The following is a 17,414-nucleotide window of genomic DNA, read 5'->3' as shown; positions in this document are numbered from 1 at the left end:
CAAGGATCAGCCATGCACGGTCAAAGGCCTGTGAGCTGACTGTCAAAGAATCGTGAAGTCCACGCTCAGGTTATAGTTTCAGTTTGATGAATGATTTGAGCATCTCGTTCAGTTCGACCCCATAGTCAAACACTTGTCCAGTGAGAGGGTTGCGCTCCCAACCTTCAAAAGACAAGCCGGCATCCGCTGACTTGGTCTCGAACACTACGCGGCTATACAGTTGATGATCATCTTCATCAATGTCAAAAATCTCAACATCTACTCGAAGCTCGGGTGGTTTAGCGGGAAGACAATAAAGGTACGCTATGCCCTCTGGAGCAATTATTTGTTGATGATAAAAATCGAGTGCAAGTTGTGTAAGTGCGGCAATGTCCTTTTTGTCGATGCTATTGCCTGGAATAACATTGACATCGGACCATGGATCAAAATCGAGCTTTGAAGTCTTGCTATCGTTTTTTATATGGAGTGTCACGGAGGGAGCGCTTGCGAGAACATCAGCGAACTGCTCCATTGTTTTATTTGGATGCTCGTCTGCCCTTATTGGCTTGATAACTATCTGCACATTTTCTGGCGTTTTTATTTTTTGTAGATAAGCACCGGTTTTTATGGGCTTGGACATTTTTGATTCTCGTGGCTGTCTGGAATGCACGCGGGAGCCCGCATGCATTCGGCAATCATGCTTTTCCAGTGATTGGAAAGTCAGGGCTCAGGGATTGACGATACTGGCATAAGCCTTTGCCAGCGCCTGTAACTTGGCTTTGTCCTCGGCACCGATCTTTCCGTCGAGATCGACATCCTTGCCAACGGCCCTGATGCTGAACGAGTTACCACGGTCCGTGGAAACAGCAGTGTAAAACTCCGAATCGACCAGGCTTTCAATTTGAACATTATTTGCCGCATCCCAACTTAACTCTTTTCGCGCCAGTTGCAGCGAAACCAGTGTGTTGGGCTCCGAAGGACTCGGTTGCATGAGTTGCAGAAAGATGCCGCGCTGATTAAAGAAAGACATTAATAAATCCTTTTATTTGATGACTGTTGAGGGTGTTGCTTGTCTGGCTGAATATACGGGGGGGGATTGGATCTAACCACTGACTATATGTTTCCTCAGTTTTCCCATCTTTGATGAACAAGTAACTCATGACGCCTTGTCACCAGATGAATGGCTGAGCGGTACTGGTCGATTCGCCGCTGGTCGTATACTGTATGAATATACAGATCAAGGAGTCCGCCGATGGTTAGCTCTCTGCCTCCCCGCGGCCGCGGCACCGCAACCAACCCGCACAACCGCTTTGCCCCCCGCCATTCGGTGGTTGAGGACGACGGTTGGTATCAGGAAGTACCGCTTACCCAGGGCACCGAGGTGAGCATTGAAACGGCGAAAACCATCATTACCCGCAACACGTCGCCGGACTTGCCCTTCGACCGATCGATCAATCCCTATCGCGGCTGCGAGCATGGCTGCATCTACTGCTACGCGAGACCAAGCCATGCCTATTGGGACATGTCGCCTGGGCTGGATTTCGAAACCAGACTCATCGCCAAGACCAACGCCGCGCAGGTGCTGGAGGAACAACTCTCAAAACGTGGGTATCAATGTGCGCCGATCAACCTCGGCTCCAACACCGATCCCTATCAGCCGATCGAGCGCGAATACAAGGTCACCCGGCAAACCCTTGAAGTACTCCTGCGTTACCGACACCCCGTGACCATCGTCACCAAGGGCTCGCTGATCCTTCGCGACCTGGACCTGTTGACCGAGCTTGCCAGCCAAAGACTGGTGGCGGTAATGATCAGCCTGACCACACTGGACGACGAGCTCAAGCGTATCCTTGAACCCCGGGCCGCAGCGCCCAAGGCCCGGTTGCGGGCGATCAGGGTCATGCGCGAGGCGGGCATTCCGGTGGGCGTGCTTTGTTCACCGATGATTCCGATGATCAACGACAGCGAGCTCGAAAGCCTGCTCACCGAAGCCCGGGCGGCAGGGGCGCAAAGTGCTGCTTACATGATGTTGCGCCTGCCGTTGGAGGTGGCGCCGCTGTTCGAAGAATGGCTGGGCGCCCACTATCCACAACGGGCGGCGCATGTGCTCAGCCTGATTCGCCAGAGTCGTGGCGGTGAACTCTACGACAGCCGCTTTGGTGCTCGTATGCGCGGTGAAGGCCCCTTCGCCGACCTGCTGGCACAGCGCTTTGCCAAAACCATCAAGCGCCTGGGGCTCAATCACCGGGAAGGCTTTGACCTGGACTGCAATGCCTTTTGTCCGCCGGGTCGCCAAATGTCGTTGATTTGAGGACAATTGGCCTATGGTTGGTACTGAAGATCACGCTCGAGCCTTAGGCTGGTCACGTTTTTTGTGACCTGGAACACGCATTCTAGAGCGGTTTATTCAGTTTCAATTAAGATTCGGCCGCTACCTTGTTCATCGAGTGACTGATGGGTCGAGATGTTTGGCCTGGATGTTTTTTCACCAGCCACTGGCTTCACACCGGACCACACGGGATGACTCCCTGAGCCCGCCAATGAGGATGAATTGATGAGTGACAAGGATAAACAGCCGTTGGCTGCGTCGGCTTCAGCCCAACCCGAGGCCGAAACCGCCGATGCAGCGTTGCAGCACATCGTTGACGGCTTTTTGCATTTTCATCATGAGATCTTTCCTCAGCAGGAAGAGCTCTTCAAGAAACTCGCCACGGCCCAGCGGCCACGAGCGATGTTCATCGCCTGCGCCGATTCGCGCATCGTTCCCGAGTTGATTACCCAGAGCTCCCCCGGCGACCTGTTCGTGACCCGTAACGTTGGCAACGTCGTGCCGCCTTACGGGCAAATGAACGGGGGTGTTTCCACGGCCATCGAGTACGCCGTACTGGCTCTGGGGGTACACCACATCATCATTTGCGGGCATTCCGACTGCGGCGCCATGCGCGCTGTGCTTAACCCGGACAGTCTGGAAAAAATGCCCACGGTCAAGGCCTGGTTGCGTCATGCTGAAGTGGCCAAAACCATGGTGCAGGAGAACTGCAACTGCTCTAGCGAAAGCGAAAGCATGCACATCCTCACCGAAGAGAATGTGATCGCTCAATTGCAACATCTGCGCACCCATCCGTCGGTGGCCTCGCGCATGGCTAACGGTCAGTTATTTATTCACGGCTGGGTCTACAACATCGAAACCAGCGAAATCAAAGCGTATGACGCCGATCAAGGTTGTTTCCTGCCGCTCAATGGCAGCCTGCCGATTCCCGTGGCGACGCCCAAAGCGCGCTTCTAAACCCTCCTAAATCGTTGTGTGGTTCAGCCGAGGCTGCCGTTCAGGCAGCCTGGCTTTGCCATGCCTGAAGAAAACTTCGGGAGATTCACCATGCGTGCTGCTCGACTCAAAGCTGTTCTGCCACGGGAGCTGCTGGCTTCGGTGGTTGTGTTTCTGGTCGCCCTGCCCCTGTGCATGGGCATCGCGATTGCCTCGGGGCTGCCGCCGGCCAAAGGCCTGATCACCGGCATCATCGGTGGTCTGGTGGTCGGCTGGTTGGCCGGCTCGCCGCTGCAAGTCAGCGGCCCGGCGGCGGGCCTGGCCGTTCTGGTATTCGAACTGGTCCGCCAGCACGGTATCGCCATGCTTGGGCCCATTCTGTTGCTGGCGGGTTTGCTGCAATTGGTGGCTGGCCGTTTGAAGCTGGGCTGCTGGTTTCGGGTGACGGCACCTGCGGTGGTGTACGGCATGCTTGCCGGGATTGGCGTGCTGATCATCCTGTCTCAGGTGCATGTGATGCTGGATGCCGTGCCCAAACCCTCGGGCCTGGATAACCTGGCGGCCTTCCCGACAGCGCTGGCTCAGGCGTTGCCCACGTTTGGCTGGCAAGCCGGGTTGCTCGGTTTGTCGACGATCGCCGCCATGTGGCTTTGGGAGAAACTCCGTCCGCAATCCCTGCGCTTCATTCCTGGCGCGCTACTGGGCGTCGGCCTGGCCACGGTTGCCAGCCTGGTGCTGGCGTTGCAGGTCAAACGGGTTGAGGTACCGGCCAATCTGACGGAAGCCATAGACTGGCTGAAGCCCGCGGACCTGCTCAACCTGGCTGATCCGACCTTGCTGATCGCGGCGTTTGCCGTGGCCTTCATCGCCAGCGCCGAAACCTTGCTCTCAGCCGCTGCGGTTGATCGCATGCACAGTGGTCAGCGCTCGGACTTCGACCGGGAACTGTCGGCGCAAGGTATCGGCAACATGCTGTGTGGCCTGCTTGGGGCACTGCCAATGACCGGCGTTATCGTACGCAGTTCGGCGAATGTTCAGGCCGGCGCAACCACGCGGTTTTCGACCATTTTCCACGGTCTGTGGTTGTTGGCGTTCGTGCTGTTGCTGTCCAGCGTGCTGCAAAGCATTCCGGTGGCGAGCCTGGCGGGCGTGCTGGTGTACACCGGTTTCAAGCTGGTGGATCTCAAGGTCTTCCGTGGTTTGGGCCGGTATGGTCGGGCGCCGATGTTCACCTATGCGGCAACCGCACTCGCCATCGTTTTCACGGACCTGCTGACCGGCGTGTTGATTGGCTTCGGCCTGACGCTGGTGAAGCTGGCGCTGAAAGCTTCGCGGTTGAAAATCAGCCTGATCGACCTGCCTCAGGACGGTGAAATGGAATTGCGCCTGGTGGGGGCGGCGACCTTCCTCAAGGTGCCAGCGCTGACCCAGGTGCTGAGTAGTATTCCACCAGGCGCGACGGTGCATGTGCCGCTCAACAACCTGAGCTATATCGATCACTCGTGTCTGGAACTGCTGGAGGAATGGGGTCGGGCGAACGCGGCCAAGGGGTCGAAGCTGTTGATTGAATCGCGGGGGTTGAAGCGCAGGCTCGAAGGCAGGGTTCGTACCAACACGGGTATTGGTGCGGCTGGCTGAGGCCCAATGTGGGAGCGAGCTTGCTCGCGATGGCGGCGGATCAGTCAACGTTGATGTTGAATGTCATGACCCCATCGCGAGCAGGCTCGCTCCTACAGGAGGACAGTGTTTACCGGTGGATCAAGCCGCCGGCTGATCCAGTTCCAGGCCTACGCCCAGGCGGCGGGACATGCACGGCCAGCGTTTCCACGCGGCGCCGGTGTCCGGGCTGCTGAGCTTGTCGCGGTAGGCTTCCACCGACTCTAGCGCAAAGCTCTCTTCGGTCAACATTTGCTCGAACGCGTGATGTACGACTTCGTCCAGTTGGTTGGCAAATTCCTCACCGATCAATTGGTGAGCAATCAGGTTGGCGACAGTCATGTCCAAGGGGATCAGTGGCTGGCCGAAATGCTTGATGTACAGGTCGTTGACCTCTTCGACAAACCGGTGCGCCAGGTAAGCTTCATCCAGCAGGCTGTCGAGCCCGACATGGCCGGCCATGATGGCTGGCGGCTGGAGGAAGTACTGCTCGGCGATACTCAGTACCGGTTTGATCTGTGACTCAATGCCCGCTTCCCTGGCGACTTCATTGGCTGCATCCAGCAGATCGGGCACTTCTTCGATGTAGGCGGCGACAAATCGCGTCAGTACGCCGTTGGTATCGGCCTCCGGCAATTGGATCGCCGGGTGCAGATGAGGCAGTTTACTTTCCAGCTGACGCGTCAGCAGACCGGTCTCGGCTTCGTGTTGTTGGGCTTTTTGGATCTGCTCGCGCAATGCGGCGGTGTTCATGAAAACTCCAGGAAACAAGGCAATGAAATAGGGAAGACATAACTTAGCTGGCTTACGAAAAATGCTAAGACGCATTTGTCATAATTATTTCATCCTTGAGACGGCTCCGTTATATCGATTTGCCACCACTCGTCTGCATCCTTCTCCATTCGTGCCCTGCAACGCAAGTCAATGCTGTTTCAGATCATTTACGCCTTCGCATTGCGAGGTCAGAGTCGCTGTCTATACTCGGGGTGGAATGGAGTTAGCTGATGACGCCCGACTGCATATGCAGCAAGGCCCGGTGCTCAAGTTCGTAGTCTGATGCAGCCGCTCCCTTGCCGCAGGTGAAAGCCGGCGGGATAACAAGAACGATAAGGGGAACCCGCAATGATGCGACATCCACATGTCTGGATGGGCCTCCTGTTGTGGTCGATTTTCAGTCAGGCGCAAGCGGCCTGGACTGTGAATATGGCGCCTGGAGCGACTGAAATCAGTCACGCAGTATTCGACCTGCACATGATCATTTTCTGGATCTGTGTGGTGATCGGCATCATCGTATTTGGTGCCATGTTCTGGTCGATGATTCTCCACCGCCGCTCGACCGGGCAGGTGGCCGCCAAATTTCATGAAAGCACCACCGTCGAAATCCTCTGGACCATCGTGCCCTTCCTGATCCTGGTGGCCATGGCGATTCCCGCTACCGCGACCCTGATCAAGATGTACGACGCCAGCGAGCCGGAAATCGATATCCAGATCACCGGCTATCAGTGGAAGTGGCACTACAAATACCTGGGCCAGGACGTCGAGTTCTTCAGCAACCTGACCACCCCTCAGGATCAAATCCACAACAAGGAAACCAAGGGCGAGCACTACTTGCTCGAAGTCGACAAACCATTGGTGCTACCGGTCGGCGCCAAAGTGCGCTTCCTGGTGACCTCCGCCGACGTGATCCACTCCTGGTGGGTGCCGGCTTTTGCGGTCAAGCGCGACGCGATTCCCGGGTTCGTCAATGAAGCCTGGACCCGCATCGACAAGCCCGGCATCTACCGTGGCCAGTGTGCCGAGTTGTGCGGCAAGGATCACGGCTTCATGCCGACCGTGGTCGAGGTCAAGGAAAAGGCCGATTACGAAAAATGGCTGGCCGAGCGCAAGACCGAGGCCGCGCAACTCAAAGAGCTGACCAGCAAGGAATGGACCCTCGACGAGCTCAAGGATCGCGGCGACAAGGTCTATCACACCACCTGCGTGGCCTGTCACCAGGCCGAAGGCCAGGGCCTGCCGCCGATGTTCCCGGCGCTCAAGGGCTCGAAGATCGCCACCGGGCCGAAAGACGCTCACCTGAGCATTGTCTTCCACGGCAAGCCTGGCACCGCCATGGCCGCATTCGGCAAACAACTGTCGGAAGTCGATATCGCAGCGGTCGTGACCTATGAACGTAACGCCTGGGGCAACAACAAGGGCGACATGGTCACGCCTAAAGAAGTGCTGGAGCTGAAACAGGCGGAAAGCAAATGATCCGGTCTATTGCGCACGAAAGGAACCGGTCGGGGCTAAGCACCCCGGCCTGCCCAGCCCATCTGTTTGCAGGAGACAGGACATGACTGCTGTAATCGATGAACATGTTCATACCGCCACCGACCACGCCCACGGCCCCGCTAAAGGCCTGATGCGCTGGGTGCTGACCACCAACCACAAGGACATCGGTACGCTGTACCTGTGGTTTGCGTTCTCCATGTTCCTGCTTGGCGGTTCGTTCGCGATGGTTATTCGCGCCGAGCTGTTCCAGCCTGGGCTGCAGATCGTCCAGCCGGAGTTCTTCAACCAGATGACCACCATGCACGGTCTGGTGATGGTCTTCGGTGCGGTGATGCCGGCCTTCGTCGGTCTCGCCAACTGGATGATCCCGCTGATGATCGGCGCGCCGGACATGGCCCTGCCGCGCATGAACAACTTCAGCTTCTGGCTGTTGCCGGCGGCGTTCCTGCTGCTGGTGTCGACCCTGTTCACTCCGGGTGGCGGACCGAACTTCGGCTGGACGTTCTACGCACCGCTGTCGACGACCTACGCGCCGGAAAGCGTGACCTTCTTCATCTTCGCCATCCACTTGATGGGGATCAGTTCGATCATGGGCGCGATCAATGTGATCGCCACCATCCTCAACCTGCGCGCCCCCGGCATGACGTTGATGAAAATGCCGTTGTTCGTCTGGACCTGGCTGATCACCGCGTTCCTGCTGATCGCGGTGATGCCGGTACTGGCCGGTTGCGTGACGATGATGCTGATGGACATCCATTTCGGCACCAGTTTCTTCAGTGCCGCCGGTGGCGGAGACCCGGTGCTGTTCCAGCATGTGTTCTGGTTCTTCGGTCACCCCGAGGTATACATCATGATCCTGCCGGCGTTCGGTGCGGTCAGCTCGATCATTCCGGCTTTTTCGCGCAAGCCACTGTTCGGCTACACCTCGATGGTCTACGCCACGGCGAGTATCGCGTTCCTGTCGTTCATCGTCTGGGCGCACCACATGTTCGTGGTCGGCATTCCGCTGGTGGGCGAGCTGTTCTTCATGTACGCCACATTGCTGATTGCGGTGCCGACGGGTGTGAAGGTGTTCAACTGGGCCAGCACCATGTGGCAGGGCTCGCTGACGTTCGAGACGCCGATGCTGTTTGCCGTGGCGTTCGTGATCCTGTTCTCCATCGGCGGTTTCTCCGGGTTGATGCTGGCCATTGCCCCGGCGGACTTCCAGTACCAGGACACCTACTTCGTGGTCGCGCACTTCCATTACGTGCTGGTGCCGGGGGCGATCTTCGGGATCTTCGCCTCGGCCTATTACTGGATGCCGAAATGGACCGGCCACATGTACGACGAAACCCTCGGCAAGTTGCATTTCTGGTTGTCGTTCATCGGCATGAACCTGGCCTTCTTCCCGATGCATTTCGTGGGGCTGGCGGGCATGCCGCGACGGATTCCGGACTACAACCTGCAATTCGCCGACTTCAACATGGTGTCGTCGATCGGCGCATTCATGTTCGGCGCCACGCAGATTTTCTTCCTGTTCATCGTGATCAAGACCATTCGCGGCGGCCCGGCGGCACCGGCCAAGCCATGGGATGGGGCTGAAGGCCTGGAGTGGAGCATTCCGTCACCGGCGCCGTATCACACCTTCACCACGCCGCCGGAAGTGAAATGAACGCGCGCCTTGTAGGAGCGAGCTTGCTCGCGATGGCCGTCAACGATAACGCTGGAAGCCTGACACACAACGGCGCTCTCAAGTTTTTCGCGAGCAAGCTCGCTCCTACAGGGTTGTGCGGAAGTCATGGCTGACTCAATTTCGATGAAGAAGCTGGTCACGCGCCTGCTGACCGTGGTGGTGGCAATGTTTGTGTTCGGCTTTGCCCTGGTGCCGATCTACGACGTGATGTGCAAGGCCTTCGGCATCAATGGCAAGACCGGCGGGCAGTACGAAGGTGAGCAAACGGTCGACACCTCGCGGCAGGTGCGTGTGCAGTTTCTGTCGACCAACACCGCTGACATGCCTTGGGACTTTTACCCCAAACATGACGAATTGACCGCGAACCCGGGGGCTGTGAACGAGATGATCTTCATCGCCCACAACCCCACCGATAAGCCGATGAGCGCCCAGGCCGTGCCGAGCATTGCGCCCAGCAATGCGGCGGCGTACTTCCACAAGACCGAATGCTTCTGCTTTACCCAGCAAGTGCTGCAGCCCGGTCAGCGGATCGAGATGCCGGTACGTTTCATCGTTGACCGTGACATGCCCAAGGATGTGAAGCACCTGACGCTGTCCTACACGCTGTTCGATATCACCGCCCGACATCCACCGGTAGCTGTAAACACTGGCGGCTGAGCGTGCCCGATAAGGAGAACAATAAATGGCAACTCATGAACATTATTACGTCCCGGCCCAGAGCAAATGGCCGATCATCGCAACTGTCGGGATGTTCGTCACAGTGTTTGGCCTGGCCACCTGGTTCAACGATCTGAAAGCGGCGCGTCCGGAATCCCACGGGCCGCTGATCTTTTTCGTCGGTGGCCTGTTGGTGGCTTACATGCTGTTCGGCTGGTTCGGCACGGTGATCAAGGAAAGTCGCGGTGGCTTGTACAGCGCACAGATGGATCGCTCGTTCCGCTGGGGCATGAGCTGGTTCATTTTCTCGGAGGTGATGTTCTTCATCGCCTTTTTTGGCGCGCTGTTTTATGTCCGCCATATCTCCGGGCCGGCGCTCGGCGGTGAAGGCGCCAAAGGCATGGCGCACATGCTATGGCCGAACTTCCAGTTCACCTGGCCGCTGCTGAGCAACCCCGACTCGAAACTGTTTCCGCCGCCCAGGGAGGTCATCAGCCCCTGGGGCCTGCCGTTGCTCAACACCGTGTTGCTGGTGAGTTCCAGCGTGACTGTGACCATCGCCCACCATGCCTTGAAAAAGGGCCATCGCGGTGCACTGAAACTCTGGCTGTTGCTCACCGTATTGCTCGGCTGTGCGTTCCTCACCTTCCAGGCCGAAGAGTACATTCACGCCTACCACGAACTGGGCCTTACCCTGGGTTCGGGCATCTACGGCGCAACTTTCTTCATGCTCACCGGGTTCCACGGCGCCCACGTCACCATCGGCACCATCATCCTGTTCGTGATGCTGGTGCGGATCATGCGCGGGCACTTCGACAACGAGCACCAGTTCGGTTTCGAAGCGGCGAGCTGGTACTGGCACTTCGTGGATGTGGTGTGGATCGGGCTGTTTGTTTTCGTCTATGTGCTCTAAAGCAGCTACAGCTACCAGGGGGCATTGGAAACCAGTTGGCCGCTGAAAAAGCCCCAGGCGATCAGACCGAGGGTAATGGCGGCCAGAGTGACACGCACACTCAAGGCAATGACGAGGCGGTTTGAGCGGCTGTCGTCCTTGACCAGAAAAAACAGGCCGCTGAACAGGCTGACAACCGTGGCAATCAGCATCAGGACGATGGCTGCTTTGAGCATGGTGAGACTCCGGGGGGATAAGCGATGCACTTGAGTATAGCTATCGCGATGACCGACTTTCTGGCGATGCCATGAAGCGCTTTCGGCCGGGTATCGTGCCAACGCTGGTGGTGGCGATGTTGCTGCCGCTACTGGTGTCCCTGGGGTTCTGGCAGTTGAGCCGGGGCGCGGAGAAAAGCGCGCTGCTGCAAACCTACGCCGAGCGCCGGGCCGCCGAGCCGATGGCCAGCACCGAACTGCAACACACGACAGACCCGGCCTTCCGTCGGGTTCACCTGTACGGCCAGTTCGATGCTGAACACAGCCTGTTGCTGGATAACAGTCAACGCAACGGCAAGGTCGGCGTCGAGCTATTGCAACCCTTTCACGATCAGGCATCCGGGCTTTGGTTGCTGGTCAATCGCGGTTGGCTGGCATGGCCGGAGCGCCGCACACCACCGCAATTCAAGACACCTGCCGAAGCAGTCAGCCTCGACGTGTGGGTCTACGTCTCCCCCGGTGCGACGTTCCAATTGCACGCTGACCCCACAACGTTGACGTGGCCGAAGCTGGTTACGGCCGTTGAGCCAGACAAGCTCTGGGCCGCCCTGAATCGCGAAGGTTTTGCCTACGAACTACGTGCTGAAACCGGCCCCGTCACCTATCAGGCTGAATGGCCAGTAGTCGCCACGGGCCCGGAAAAACACGTCGCTTATGCCGTGCAGTGGTTCGCCATGGCGATCGCCCTGTTCGGTCTTTATCTCTATCTCGGCTGGCACAACGCAAAGGAGAAACACCATGGGAGCGGCCATGAATCCACCCAGCATGTCTGAGGCGAAACCGTCGGTGAACCGGCGCAAGGGCCGTATGCAACTGCTGTTGATCCTGCTCGGGGTGATCGGTCCGATGATCCTCGCCACCGGCATGTACAAGCTGAATTTCTGGGTGCCCGAGGGCCGCAGTTATCACGGCGAACTGATCGGCAACGGCCAGACCCGCGCGGACATCGGCGTGCAAGCCCGGGAAGATCGCTGGCAGATATTGGTGACCGCGCCCAAGGATTGCGCGGTGGACTGCCAGCAACTGGTGTATCTGGCGCGGCAAATCCAGATCGGCCTGGGCCGCGATGCGTCCCGCGCCAGCCATGCATTGGCCGCCGCGCAAACGCTGAACAGCGATTACGAGACTAAACTTCAACGCGAGTACCCGCAGTTGCAACGCTATTCACTGGACTTGCCTGCCTACACAAAAGCCGCCCAGAGCAATGACGCGCCGCACCTGTGGATCATCGACCCCCACGGCAATCTGGTGCTGCGCTACGACCCGTCGGTAAAGGGCAAGGACCTGCTCAACGATCTGCGCCACCTGTTGAAACTGTCGAACATCGGATAAGGGCATCGTCATGGCCAAGCCTGGATTTCGCCTCGCGTTGTTTGCCACCTTGCTGGCACTGATTGTGGTGTTGCTCGGCGCCTACACCCGCCTGACCCACGCCGGCCTCGGCTGCCCGGACTGGCCGGGTTGCTATGGCTTCATCAGCGTGCCGAAAAGCGAAGCCCAGCTGGCCCATGCCGAATTGCATTTCCCGGACGCTCCGGTCGAGGCCCACAAGGGCTGGAACGAGATGGTCCACCGCTATTTCGCCGGCACTTTGGGGCTATTGATCGCGGTGTTGGCCGGTCGTTCGTGGGTGCATCGCCGACATCCCGGGCAGCCGGTGAAGCTGCCGTTGTTTCTGTTGGCGGTGGTTGTTGGCCAAGCCGCGTTCGGCATGTGGACGGTAACGCTAAAGCTCTGGCCGCAGGTGGTCACCGGGCATTTGCTGGGCGGCTTCGCGACCTTGAGCCTGTTGTTTCTGCTGACCTTGCGCCTGTCCGGCGTAGTGCCGGCGCTGACCGTGCCACGACGTTTGCAACACTGGGCGACGGCGGGGCTGCTGCTGGTGATCGGGCAAATCGCCCTCGGTGGCTGGGTCAGTTCCAATTACGCCGCCGTAGCCTGTATCGACTTCCCGACCTGCCACGGCCAGTGGTTGCCACCGGCGGACTTCGCCAACGGCTTTCACCTGACCCAGCACATCGGCCCGAACTACCTCGGCGGGCAACTGGACAGCGACGCCCGTACTGCGATTCACCTGACTCACCGTATTGGCGCCCTGTTGGTGACTTTGGTGCTGCTCGGTCTGGCATGGCAACTGAAAGCCGTCGGCATGACGCGCCTGGCAGGCCTGGTGCTGATCGCCCTCGGCGCACAAATCACCCTGGGCATCAGCAACGTGCTGTTCCATCTGCCACTGCCGGTGGCCGTCGCGCATAACGCGGGCGGCGCGGCGCTGTTGCTGACCATGGTGCTGGTCAATTACCACGCCCGAACCAGTCTGGTCCGGGTCAAGCAAGCGCGCTGGCACTTCAGCCCGCGTAAACACTCAGCCGGGCCCATAACAATAAAAGGAGAGATGCCATGGCGATTCTGATCGGCGAACGTCCCAGTCAGGCGATCTGGCGTGACTACCTGGAACTGACCAAACCCAAAGTCGTGGTGCTGATGCTCATCACTTCGCTGGTGGGGATGTTCCTCGCGACCCGCGCCGGGGTGCCGTGGACGGTGCTGATTTTCGGCAATCTGGGCATCGCCCTGTGTGCCGGTGGCGCAGCGGCGGTCAATCATGTGGTGGACCGGCGCATCGACGCGGTGATGGCGCGCACCCGCAAACGGCCGCTCGCCGAAGGCCGGGTTTCGCCGACCGCAGCGCTGACGTTCGCGCTGGTATTGGCGGTCCTCGGGCAAGCCATGTTGCTGGCGTTCACCAACCCGTTGACAGCGTGGCTGACCCTCGCCTCGTTGCTTGGCTACGCGGTGGTCTACACCGGATTCCTCAAGCGCGCGACCCCGCAGAACATCGTCATTGGTGGTCTGGCCGGTGCCGCGCCGCCATTGCTTGGCTGGACCGCCGCCACCGGTCACGTCAGCGCCGAACCGCTGTTGCTGGTGCTGATCATCTTCGCCTGGACCCCGCCGCACTTCTGGGCGCTGGCGATCCATCGCAAGGAGGAATACGCCAAGGCCGATATCCCGATGCTGCCGGTCACCCATGGCGAGCACTACACCAAGATTCACATCCTGCTATATACCTTCGCATTGCTTGCCGTCAGCCTGATGCCTTATGTGATCCACATGAGCGGCACGCTCTACCTGGTCTGCGCGCTCGGGCTGGGCGCGCGGTTTCTGCAATGGGCCGTGGTGCTGTACCGTGGCACTCGGCCGCACGCGGCGATCAACACGTTCAAGTACTCTATTTACTACTTGTTCCTGCTGTTTATCGCCCTGCTCGTAGACCACTACCTACTGTTGAACCTATGACTCGAACCCAGAAAACCGTCTTCATACTCGTCGCCCTGGTCGCACTGATCCTGGGCCTGACCGTCAACAAGGTATTGTCCGAGAAAAACCAGGGCGATCCGACGGCGCTGATCGACGCCGGTATCATCCTGCTGCCGCAGAGCCGTAATCTGCCGGACGTGACGATGACCAATCAGGACGGCCAGCCGGTCGCGATCAATGAATTGAAAGGCAAGTGGAGCCTGCTGTTCTTCGGCTACACCTTCTGCCCGGACATCTGCCCGACCACCCTCGCCCAGTTGCGGCAGATCAAGAGCGAGTTACCGCCCGAGGCTGTGGATAAACTGCAAATCGTGCTGGTCAGCGTCGACCCCAATCGCGATACACCCAAGCAGCTCAAGCAGTACCTGGGCTACTTCGACCCGCAGTTTGTTGGCCTGACCCCGGCGTCGACCGATGAGCTGCAAACGATCGCCAACGCGGTGAGCATTCCATTCATTCCGGCGGACACCAGCAAGCCGAACTACACCGTTGACCACAGCGGCAACCTCGCGGTGATCGGGCCGGACGGCACCCAGCGCGGGTTCATCCGTGCGCCGTTGAACAATGCGAAGCTGGTGGCGCAGTTGCCGGTGATGCTCAAGCGCAATTAAGCACCGCAATCCCTCTGTAGGAGCGAGCTTGCTCGCGATGGAGTGTCAGTCGACATCACAGTGGCTGACACACCTTCGCGAGCAAGCTCGCTCCTACAAGGGGCTGTGTTTCAGGCACAAAAAAGGGGCGCATTCGATGCGCCCCTTTTTGCGTTGCAGCAGTTCGGTCAGAACGCCGGCACCACCGCGCCTTTGTACTTCTCGAGAATGAAGGCCTTCACTTCCGGGCTGTGCAGGGCAGCCACGAGCTTCTTCATCGCGTCACTGTCCTTGTCGTCCGGGCGAGCCACCAGAATGTTCACGTAAGGCGAGTCGCTGCCTTCGATGAACAGCGCGTCCTTGGCCGGATCGAGCTTGGCCTCCAGCGCGTAGTTGGTGTTGATCAGCGCCAGGTCGACCTGGGTCAGCACGCGCGGGATGGTCGCGGCTTCCAGTTCGCGGATTTTCAGGTCCTTGGTGTTCTCGGTGATGTCCTTCACGGTCGACAGGATGTTGTTCGAATCCTTCAACTTGATCAGGCCGGCCTTGGCCATCAGCAGCAGCGCACGGCCGCCGTTGGTGGCATCGTTCGGGATAACCACGGTGGCACCGCCAGGCAGTTCGGCAATGGTCTTGTACTTGTTGGAGTAAGCGCCCAAGGGCTCCAGGTGCACGCCGGCCACGGAAACCAGGTGGGTGCCCTTGGCCTTGTTGAACTCATCCAGGTACGGCTGGTGCTGGAAGAAGTTGGCGTCCAGGCGTTTTTCCGCGACCTGCACGTTCGGCTGGATGTAGTCGGTGAATACCTTGACCTTCAGGTCCACGCCCTCTTTGGCCAGGGCCGGCTTCACGAATTCGAGGATCTCGGCGTGGGGAACCGGAGTGGCCGCGACGGTCAGGGTTTCAGCGTGGGCAGAGAATGCAGCAACGGCCGCGAAGGCCACGAGTAGTTTTTTCATTCAGCTAACTCCATGTGAGGTGCCCGCTTGCGGCGCCCGTTTGGCGCCTGCCAGCGAATGGCCGGCTCATGTCTTATTTACGGGAGAAATGCACAACCAATTTGTCGCCAACGGTTTGCAGCACCTGGACCAATACCAGCAGCAATACCACCGTCACGACCATCACATCGGTCTGGAAACGCTGGTAACCGAAACGGATCGCCAGGTCACCCAGACCACCGGCACCCACGACACCGGCCATCGCCGTGTAGGACACCAGTGTAATGGCTGTCACCGTAATCGCCGCGAAGATGCCCGGACGAGCCTCCGGCAGCAAGGCATTGGTGATGATCTGTCGCGTGGTCGCGCCCATGGCCTGGGTCGCTTCGATGATGCCGCGATCCACTTCACGCAGGGCGGTTTCCACCAGGCGGGCGAAAAACGGCGTGGCACCCACCACCAGCGGCGGGATTGCACCGGCGACACCCAGGGACGTACCGGTGATCAACACGGTGAACGGGATCATCACGATCAACAGGATGATGAACGGCAGCGAACGCAGGATGTTTACCACCAGCGACAACATCGCGTAGACGCCTTTGGCTTCCAGCAACTGACGCGGGCTGCATAGGAACAGCAGCACGCCAAGGGGCAAGCCGAGCAGCACGGTGAACAGCAGCGAACCGCCGAGCATCAGCATCGTGTCGCCAGTGGCCAGCCAGATTTCGAACCAGTCGATATTGGCGAAGAAACTTGTCAGGGCTTCCATTAGCGCAGCACCTCCATGTGGACGTCGGCAGCGGTGAAGCGGGCAAAGGCCGCTTCCATATCACCGCCGGTCACGGCCAGGGTCAGTTGCCCGTAGGGGATGTCTTTGATGCGGTCGATACGACCGGCCAGGATGCTGTAGTCCACACCGGTTTCCCGGGCGACAGTGCCCAACAGCGGTGCGTAGGTCGCTTCGCCCTGGAAGGTCAGACGCAGGATGCGCCCCGGTACGTGAGCGAAGTCGTCACGCTGTTCGCTTTCGTCGATCTGCTCGTCTTCCTGCACGAAGCGCTTGGTGGTCGGGTGCTTCGGATGCAGGAACACCTCGGCCACCGAGCCTTGCTCGACGATCACGCCGGCGTCCATCACGGCTACCTGGTCGCAGACCCGGCGGATCACGTCCATCTCGTGGGTGATCAAGACGATGGTCAGTTTCAGCTCGCGATTGATCTCGGCCAGCAATTGCAAGACCGATGCGGTGGTTTGCGGGTCGAGGGCGCTGGTGGCTTCGTCGCACAGCAGGATTTTCGGCTTGGTCGCCAGCGCACGGGCAATGCCGACACGCTGCTTCTGCCCGCCGGACAATTGCGCCGGGTACTTTTTCGCGTGGTCGGACAAACCGACCCGCGCCAGCAACTCGGCCACGCGGGAATCGATCTCGTTGCGCGACAGCTCGCCGGCCAGAGACAGCGGCAGCGCGACGTTGTCGGCGACAGTCTTGGAGGCCAGCAGGTTGAAGTGCTGGAAAATCATCCCGACCTGTTGACGGAAGCGGCGCAGGCCGTTGGCGTCGAGGGCGGTGACTTCTTCACCGTCGACGATGATCTTGCCGCCGCTGGCATTTTCCAGGCGATTGATCAGACGCAGCAGGGTACTTTTTCCTGCGCCGGAATGACCGATCAAGCCGTAAACCTGCCCGTTCTCAATCGTTAGACTGGTCGGATGCAGGGCGGGGATTTCCTTACCGGCGACGCGGTAGGTTTTGTGGACGTTTTGAAACTCGATCACGTAGCGAACCTTGTGGGGCGCGTTAGAAAAGGATCAGCGGTTAGCCGGGCGCGCATTTTAGCCTGTCCGTATAGAGGTTCTTAGCATTTATTTCGCATTTGTCCTGCCATTTGGCAATA

The 17,414-nt window shown here is 59.0% G+C and carries 19 protein-coding genes; 12 read left to right on the top strand and 7 right to left on the bottom strand.

All coding sequences use genetic code 11. The annotated features are described in order from the left end of the window. Positions 1 to 70: 70 nt before the first annotated feature. Positions 71 to 619 carry a hypothetical protein gene (locus ACM6J5_RS26285; RefSeq protein ID WP_414929625.1) on the bottom strand — a complete coding sequence of 183 codons (549 nt, stop codon included), beginning with the start codon at positions 617 to 619 and terminating at the stop codon, positions 71 to 73. A gap of 87 nt (positions 620 to 706) precedes the next feature. Further along, entirely contained in the window at positions 707 to 1,009 is a 303-nt protein-coding gene (locus ACM6J5_RS26280; protein ID WP_095942994.1) for a hypothetical protein, read from the bottom strand. 222 nt (positions 1,010 to 1,231) lie between these two features. Between ACM6J5_RS26280 and ACM6J5_RS26275 the strand changes: the two genes are divergently transcribed. From ACM6J5_RS26275 to ACM6J5_RS26265, 3 genes are all read left to right on the top strand, one after another. Further along, positions 1,232 to 2,290, top strand: a complete 1,059-nt coding sequence (locus ACM6J5_RS26275; RefSeq protein WP_414929624.1) for a PA0069 family radical SAM protein — start codon at positions 1,232 to 1,234, stop codon at positions 2,288 to 2,290. Positions 2,291 to 2,533: 243 nt separating this feature from the next. Beyond that, positions 2,534 to 3,265, top strand: coding sequence for a carbonic anhydrase (locus tag ACM6J5_RS26270; RefSeq protein ID WP_008045785.1), 732 nt, complete (start codon positions 2,534 to 2,536; stop codon positions 3,263 to 3,265). 90 nt (positions 3,266 to 3,355) lie between these two features. Further along, on the top strand, positions 3,356 to 4,882 hold the full coding sequence (locus ACM6J5_RS26265; RefSeq protein ID WP_414929623.1) for a SulP family inorganic anion transporter: 1,527 nt from the start codon (positions 3,356 to 3,358) through the stop codon (positions 4,880 to 4,882). Positions 4,883 to 5,002: 120 nt separating this feature from the next. On the opposite strand, the gene ACM6J5_RS26260 is transcribed toward ACM6J5_RS26265, so the two are convergent. Further along, complete coding sequence (locus ACM6J5_RS26260) at positions 5,003 to 5,653, bottom strand: hypothetical protein (protein WP_095942991.1); 651 nt, start codon at positions 5,651 to 5,653, stop codon at positions 5,003 to 5,005. A 369-nt stretch (positions 5,654 to 6,022) separates the two neighbouring features. Between ACM6J5_RS26260 and coxB the strand changes: the two genes are divergently transcribed. From coxB to ACM6J5_RS26240, 4 genes are all read left to right on the top strand, one after another. Beyond that, entirely contained in the window at positions 6,023 to 7,150 is a 1,128-nt protein-coding gene (gene coxB, locus ACM6J5_RS26255) for a cytochrome c oxidase subunit II (RefSeq protein ID WP_095942990.1), read from the top strand. Positions 7,151 to 7,232: 82 nt separating this feature from the next. Then, entirely contained in the window at positions 7,233 to 8,825 is a 1,593-nt protein-coding gene (gene ctaD / locus ACM6J5_RS26250) for a cytochrome c oxidase subunit I (RefSeq protein ID WP_095942989.1), read from the top strand. A 126-nt stretch (positions 8,826 to 8,951) separates the two neighbouring features. After that, positions 8,952 to 9,503 carry a cytochrome c oxidase assembly protein gene (locus ACM6J5_RS26245; protein ID WP_056726726.1) on the top strand — a complete coding sequence of 184 codons (552 nt, stop codon included), beginning with the start codon at positions 8,952 to 8,954 and terminating at the stop codon, positions 9,501 to 9,503. Between the two features lie 25 nt (positions 9,504 to 9,528). After that, the gene (locus tag ACM6J5_RS26240) at positions 9,529 to 10,416 is read left to right on the top strand and encodes a cytochrome c oxidase subunit 3 (protein ID WP_095942988.1); all 888 of its coding nucleotides are present in this window, start codon (positions 9,529 to 9,531) and stop codon (positions 10,414 to 10,416) included. Positions 10,417 to 10,427: 11 nt separating this feature from the next. Here ACM6J5_RS26240 and ACM6J5_RS26235 read toward each other — a convergent pair whose 3' ends face one another. Next, positions 10,428 to 10,631, bottom strand: a complete 204-nt coding sequence (locus tag ACM6J5_RS26235) for a twin transmembrane helix small protein (RefSeq protein WP_095942987.1) — start codon at positions 10,629 to 10,631, stop codon at positions 10,428 to 10,430. A gap of 71 nt (positions 10,632 to 10,702) precedes the next feature. Between ACM6J5_RS26235 and ACM6J5_RS26230 the strand changes: the two genes are divergently transcribed. The 5 genes from ACM6J5_RS26230 to ACM6J5_RS26210 are packed head-to-tail and all read left to right on the top strand — an operon-like array spanning position 10,703 to position 14,602. Next, the gene (locus tag ACM6J5_RS26230) at positions 10,703 to 11,443 is read left to right on the top strand and encodes an SURF1 family protein (RefSeq protein WP_414929622.1); all 741 of its coding nucleotides are present in this window, start codon (positions 10,703 to 10,705) and stop codon (positions 11,441 to 11,443) included. Then, a complete protein-coding gene (locus ACM6J5_RS26225; RefSeq protein ID WP_095942985.1) occupies positions 11,409 to 12,002 on the top strand; it encodes a hypothetical protein in 594 nt (197 codons plus the stop codon). Before ACM6J5_RS26230 ends, ACM6J5_RS26225 begins: the two co-directional genes overlap by 35 nt. Before the next feature lie 10 nt (positions 12,003 to 12,012). Beyond that, complete coding sequence (locus ACM6J5_RS26220; protein WP_095942984.1) at positions 12,013 to 13,083, top strand: COX15/CtaA family protein; 1,071 nt, start codon at positions 12,013 to 12,015, stop codon at positions 13,081 to 13,083. Further along, entirely contained in the window at positions 13,071 to 13,970 is a 900-nt protein-coding gene (gene cyoE, locus ACM6J5_RS26215) for a heme o synthase (RefSeq protein ID WP_095942983.1), read from the top strand. The genes ACM6J5_RS26220 and cyoE overlap by 13 nt, the downstream gene beginning before the upstream one ends. Then, positions 13,967 to 14,602 (top strand): SCO family protein, encoded by a 636-nt coding sequence (locus ACM6J5_RS26210; protein WP_414929621.1) that lies wholly within the window; start codon positions 13,967 to 13,969, stop codon positions 14,600 to 14,602. The genes cyoE and ACM6J5_RS26210 overlap by 4 nt, the downstream gene beginning before the upstream one ends. 167 nt (positions 14,603 to 14,769) lie before the next feature. Here the strand turns inward: ACM6J5_RS26210 and ACM6J5_RS26205 are convergent, their stop codons facing one another. From ACM6J5_RS26205 to ACM6J5_RS26195, 3 genes are all read right to left on the bottom strand, one after another. Continuing rightward, positions 14,770 to 15,540: a MetQ/NlpA family ABC transporter substrate-binding protein gene (locus tag ACM6J5_RS26205; protein WP_414929620.1), complete on the bottom strand. Its 771-nt coding sequence runs from the start codon at positions 15,538 to 15,540 to the stop codon at positions 14,770 to 14,772. A 73-nt stretch (positions 15,541 to 15,613) separates the two neighbouring features. Further along, positions 15,614 to 16,288, bottom strand: a complete 675-nt coding sequence (locus ACM6J5_RS26200) for a methionine ABC transporter permease (protein ID WP_056726718.1) — start codon at positions 16,286 to 16,288, stop codon at positions 15,614 to 15,616. Then, positions 16,288 to 17,295: a methionine ABC transporter ATP-binding protein gene (locus ACM6J5_RS26195; protein WP_095942980.1), complete on the bottom strand. Its 1,008-nt coding sequence runs from the start codon at positions 17,293 to 17,295 to the stop codon at positions 16,288 to 16,290. Before ACM6J5_RS26195 ends, ACM6J5_RS26200 begins: the two co-directional genes overlap by 1 nt. Positions 17,296 to 17,414: the final 119 nt, after the last annotated feature.

Source organism: Pseudomonas sp. IT-P74 (genome assembly GCF_949768175.1).
Classification (GTDB): Bacteria; Pseudomonadota; Gammaproteobacteria; order Pseudomonadales; family Pseudomonadaceae; genus Aquipseudomonas.
This window is presented reverse-complemented; position numbering and strand designations above follow the sequence as displayed.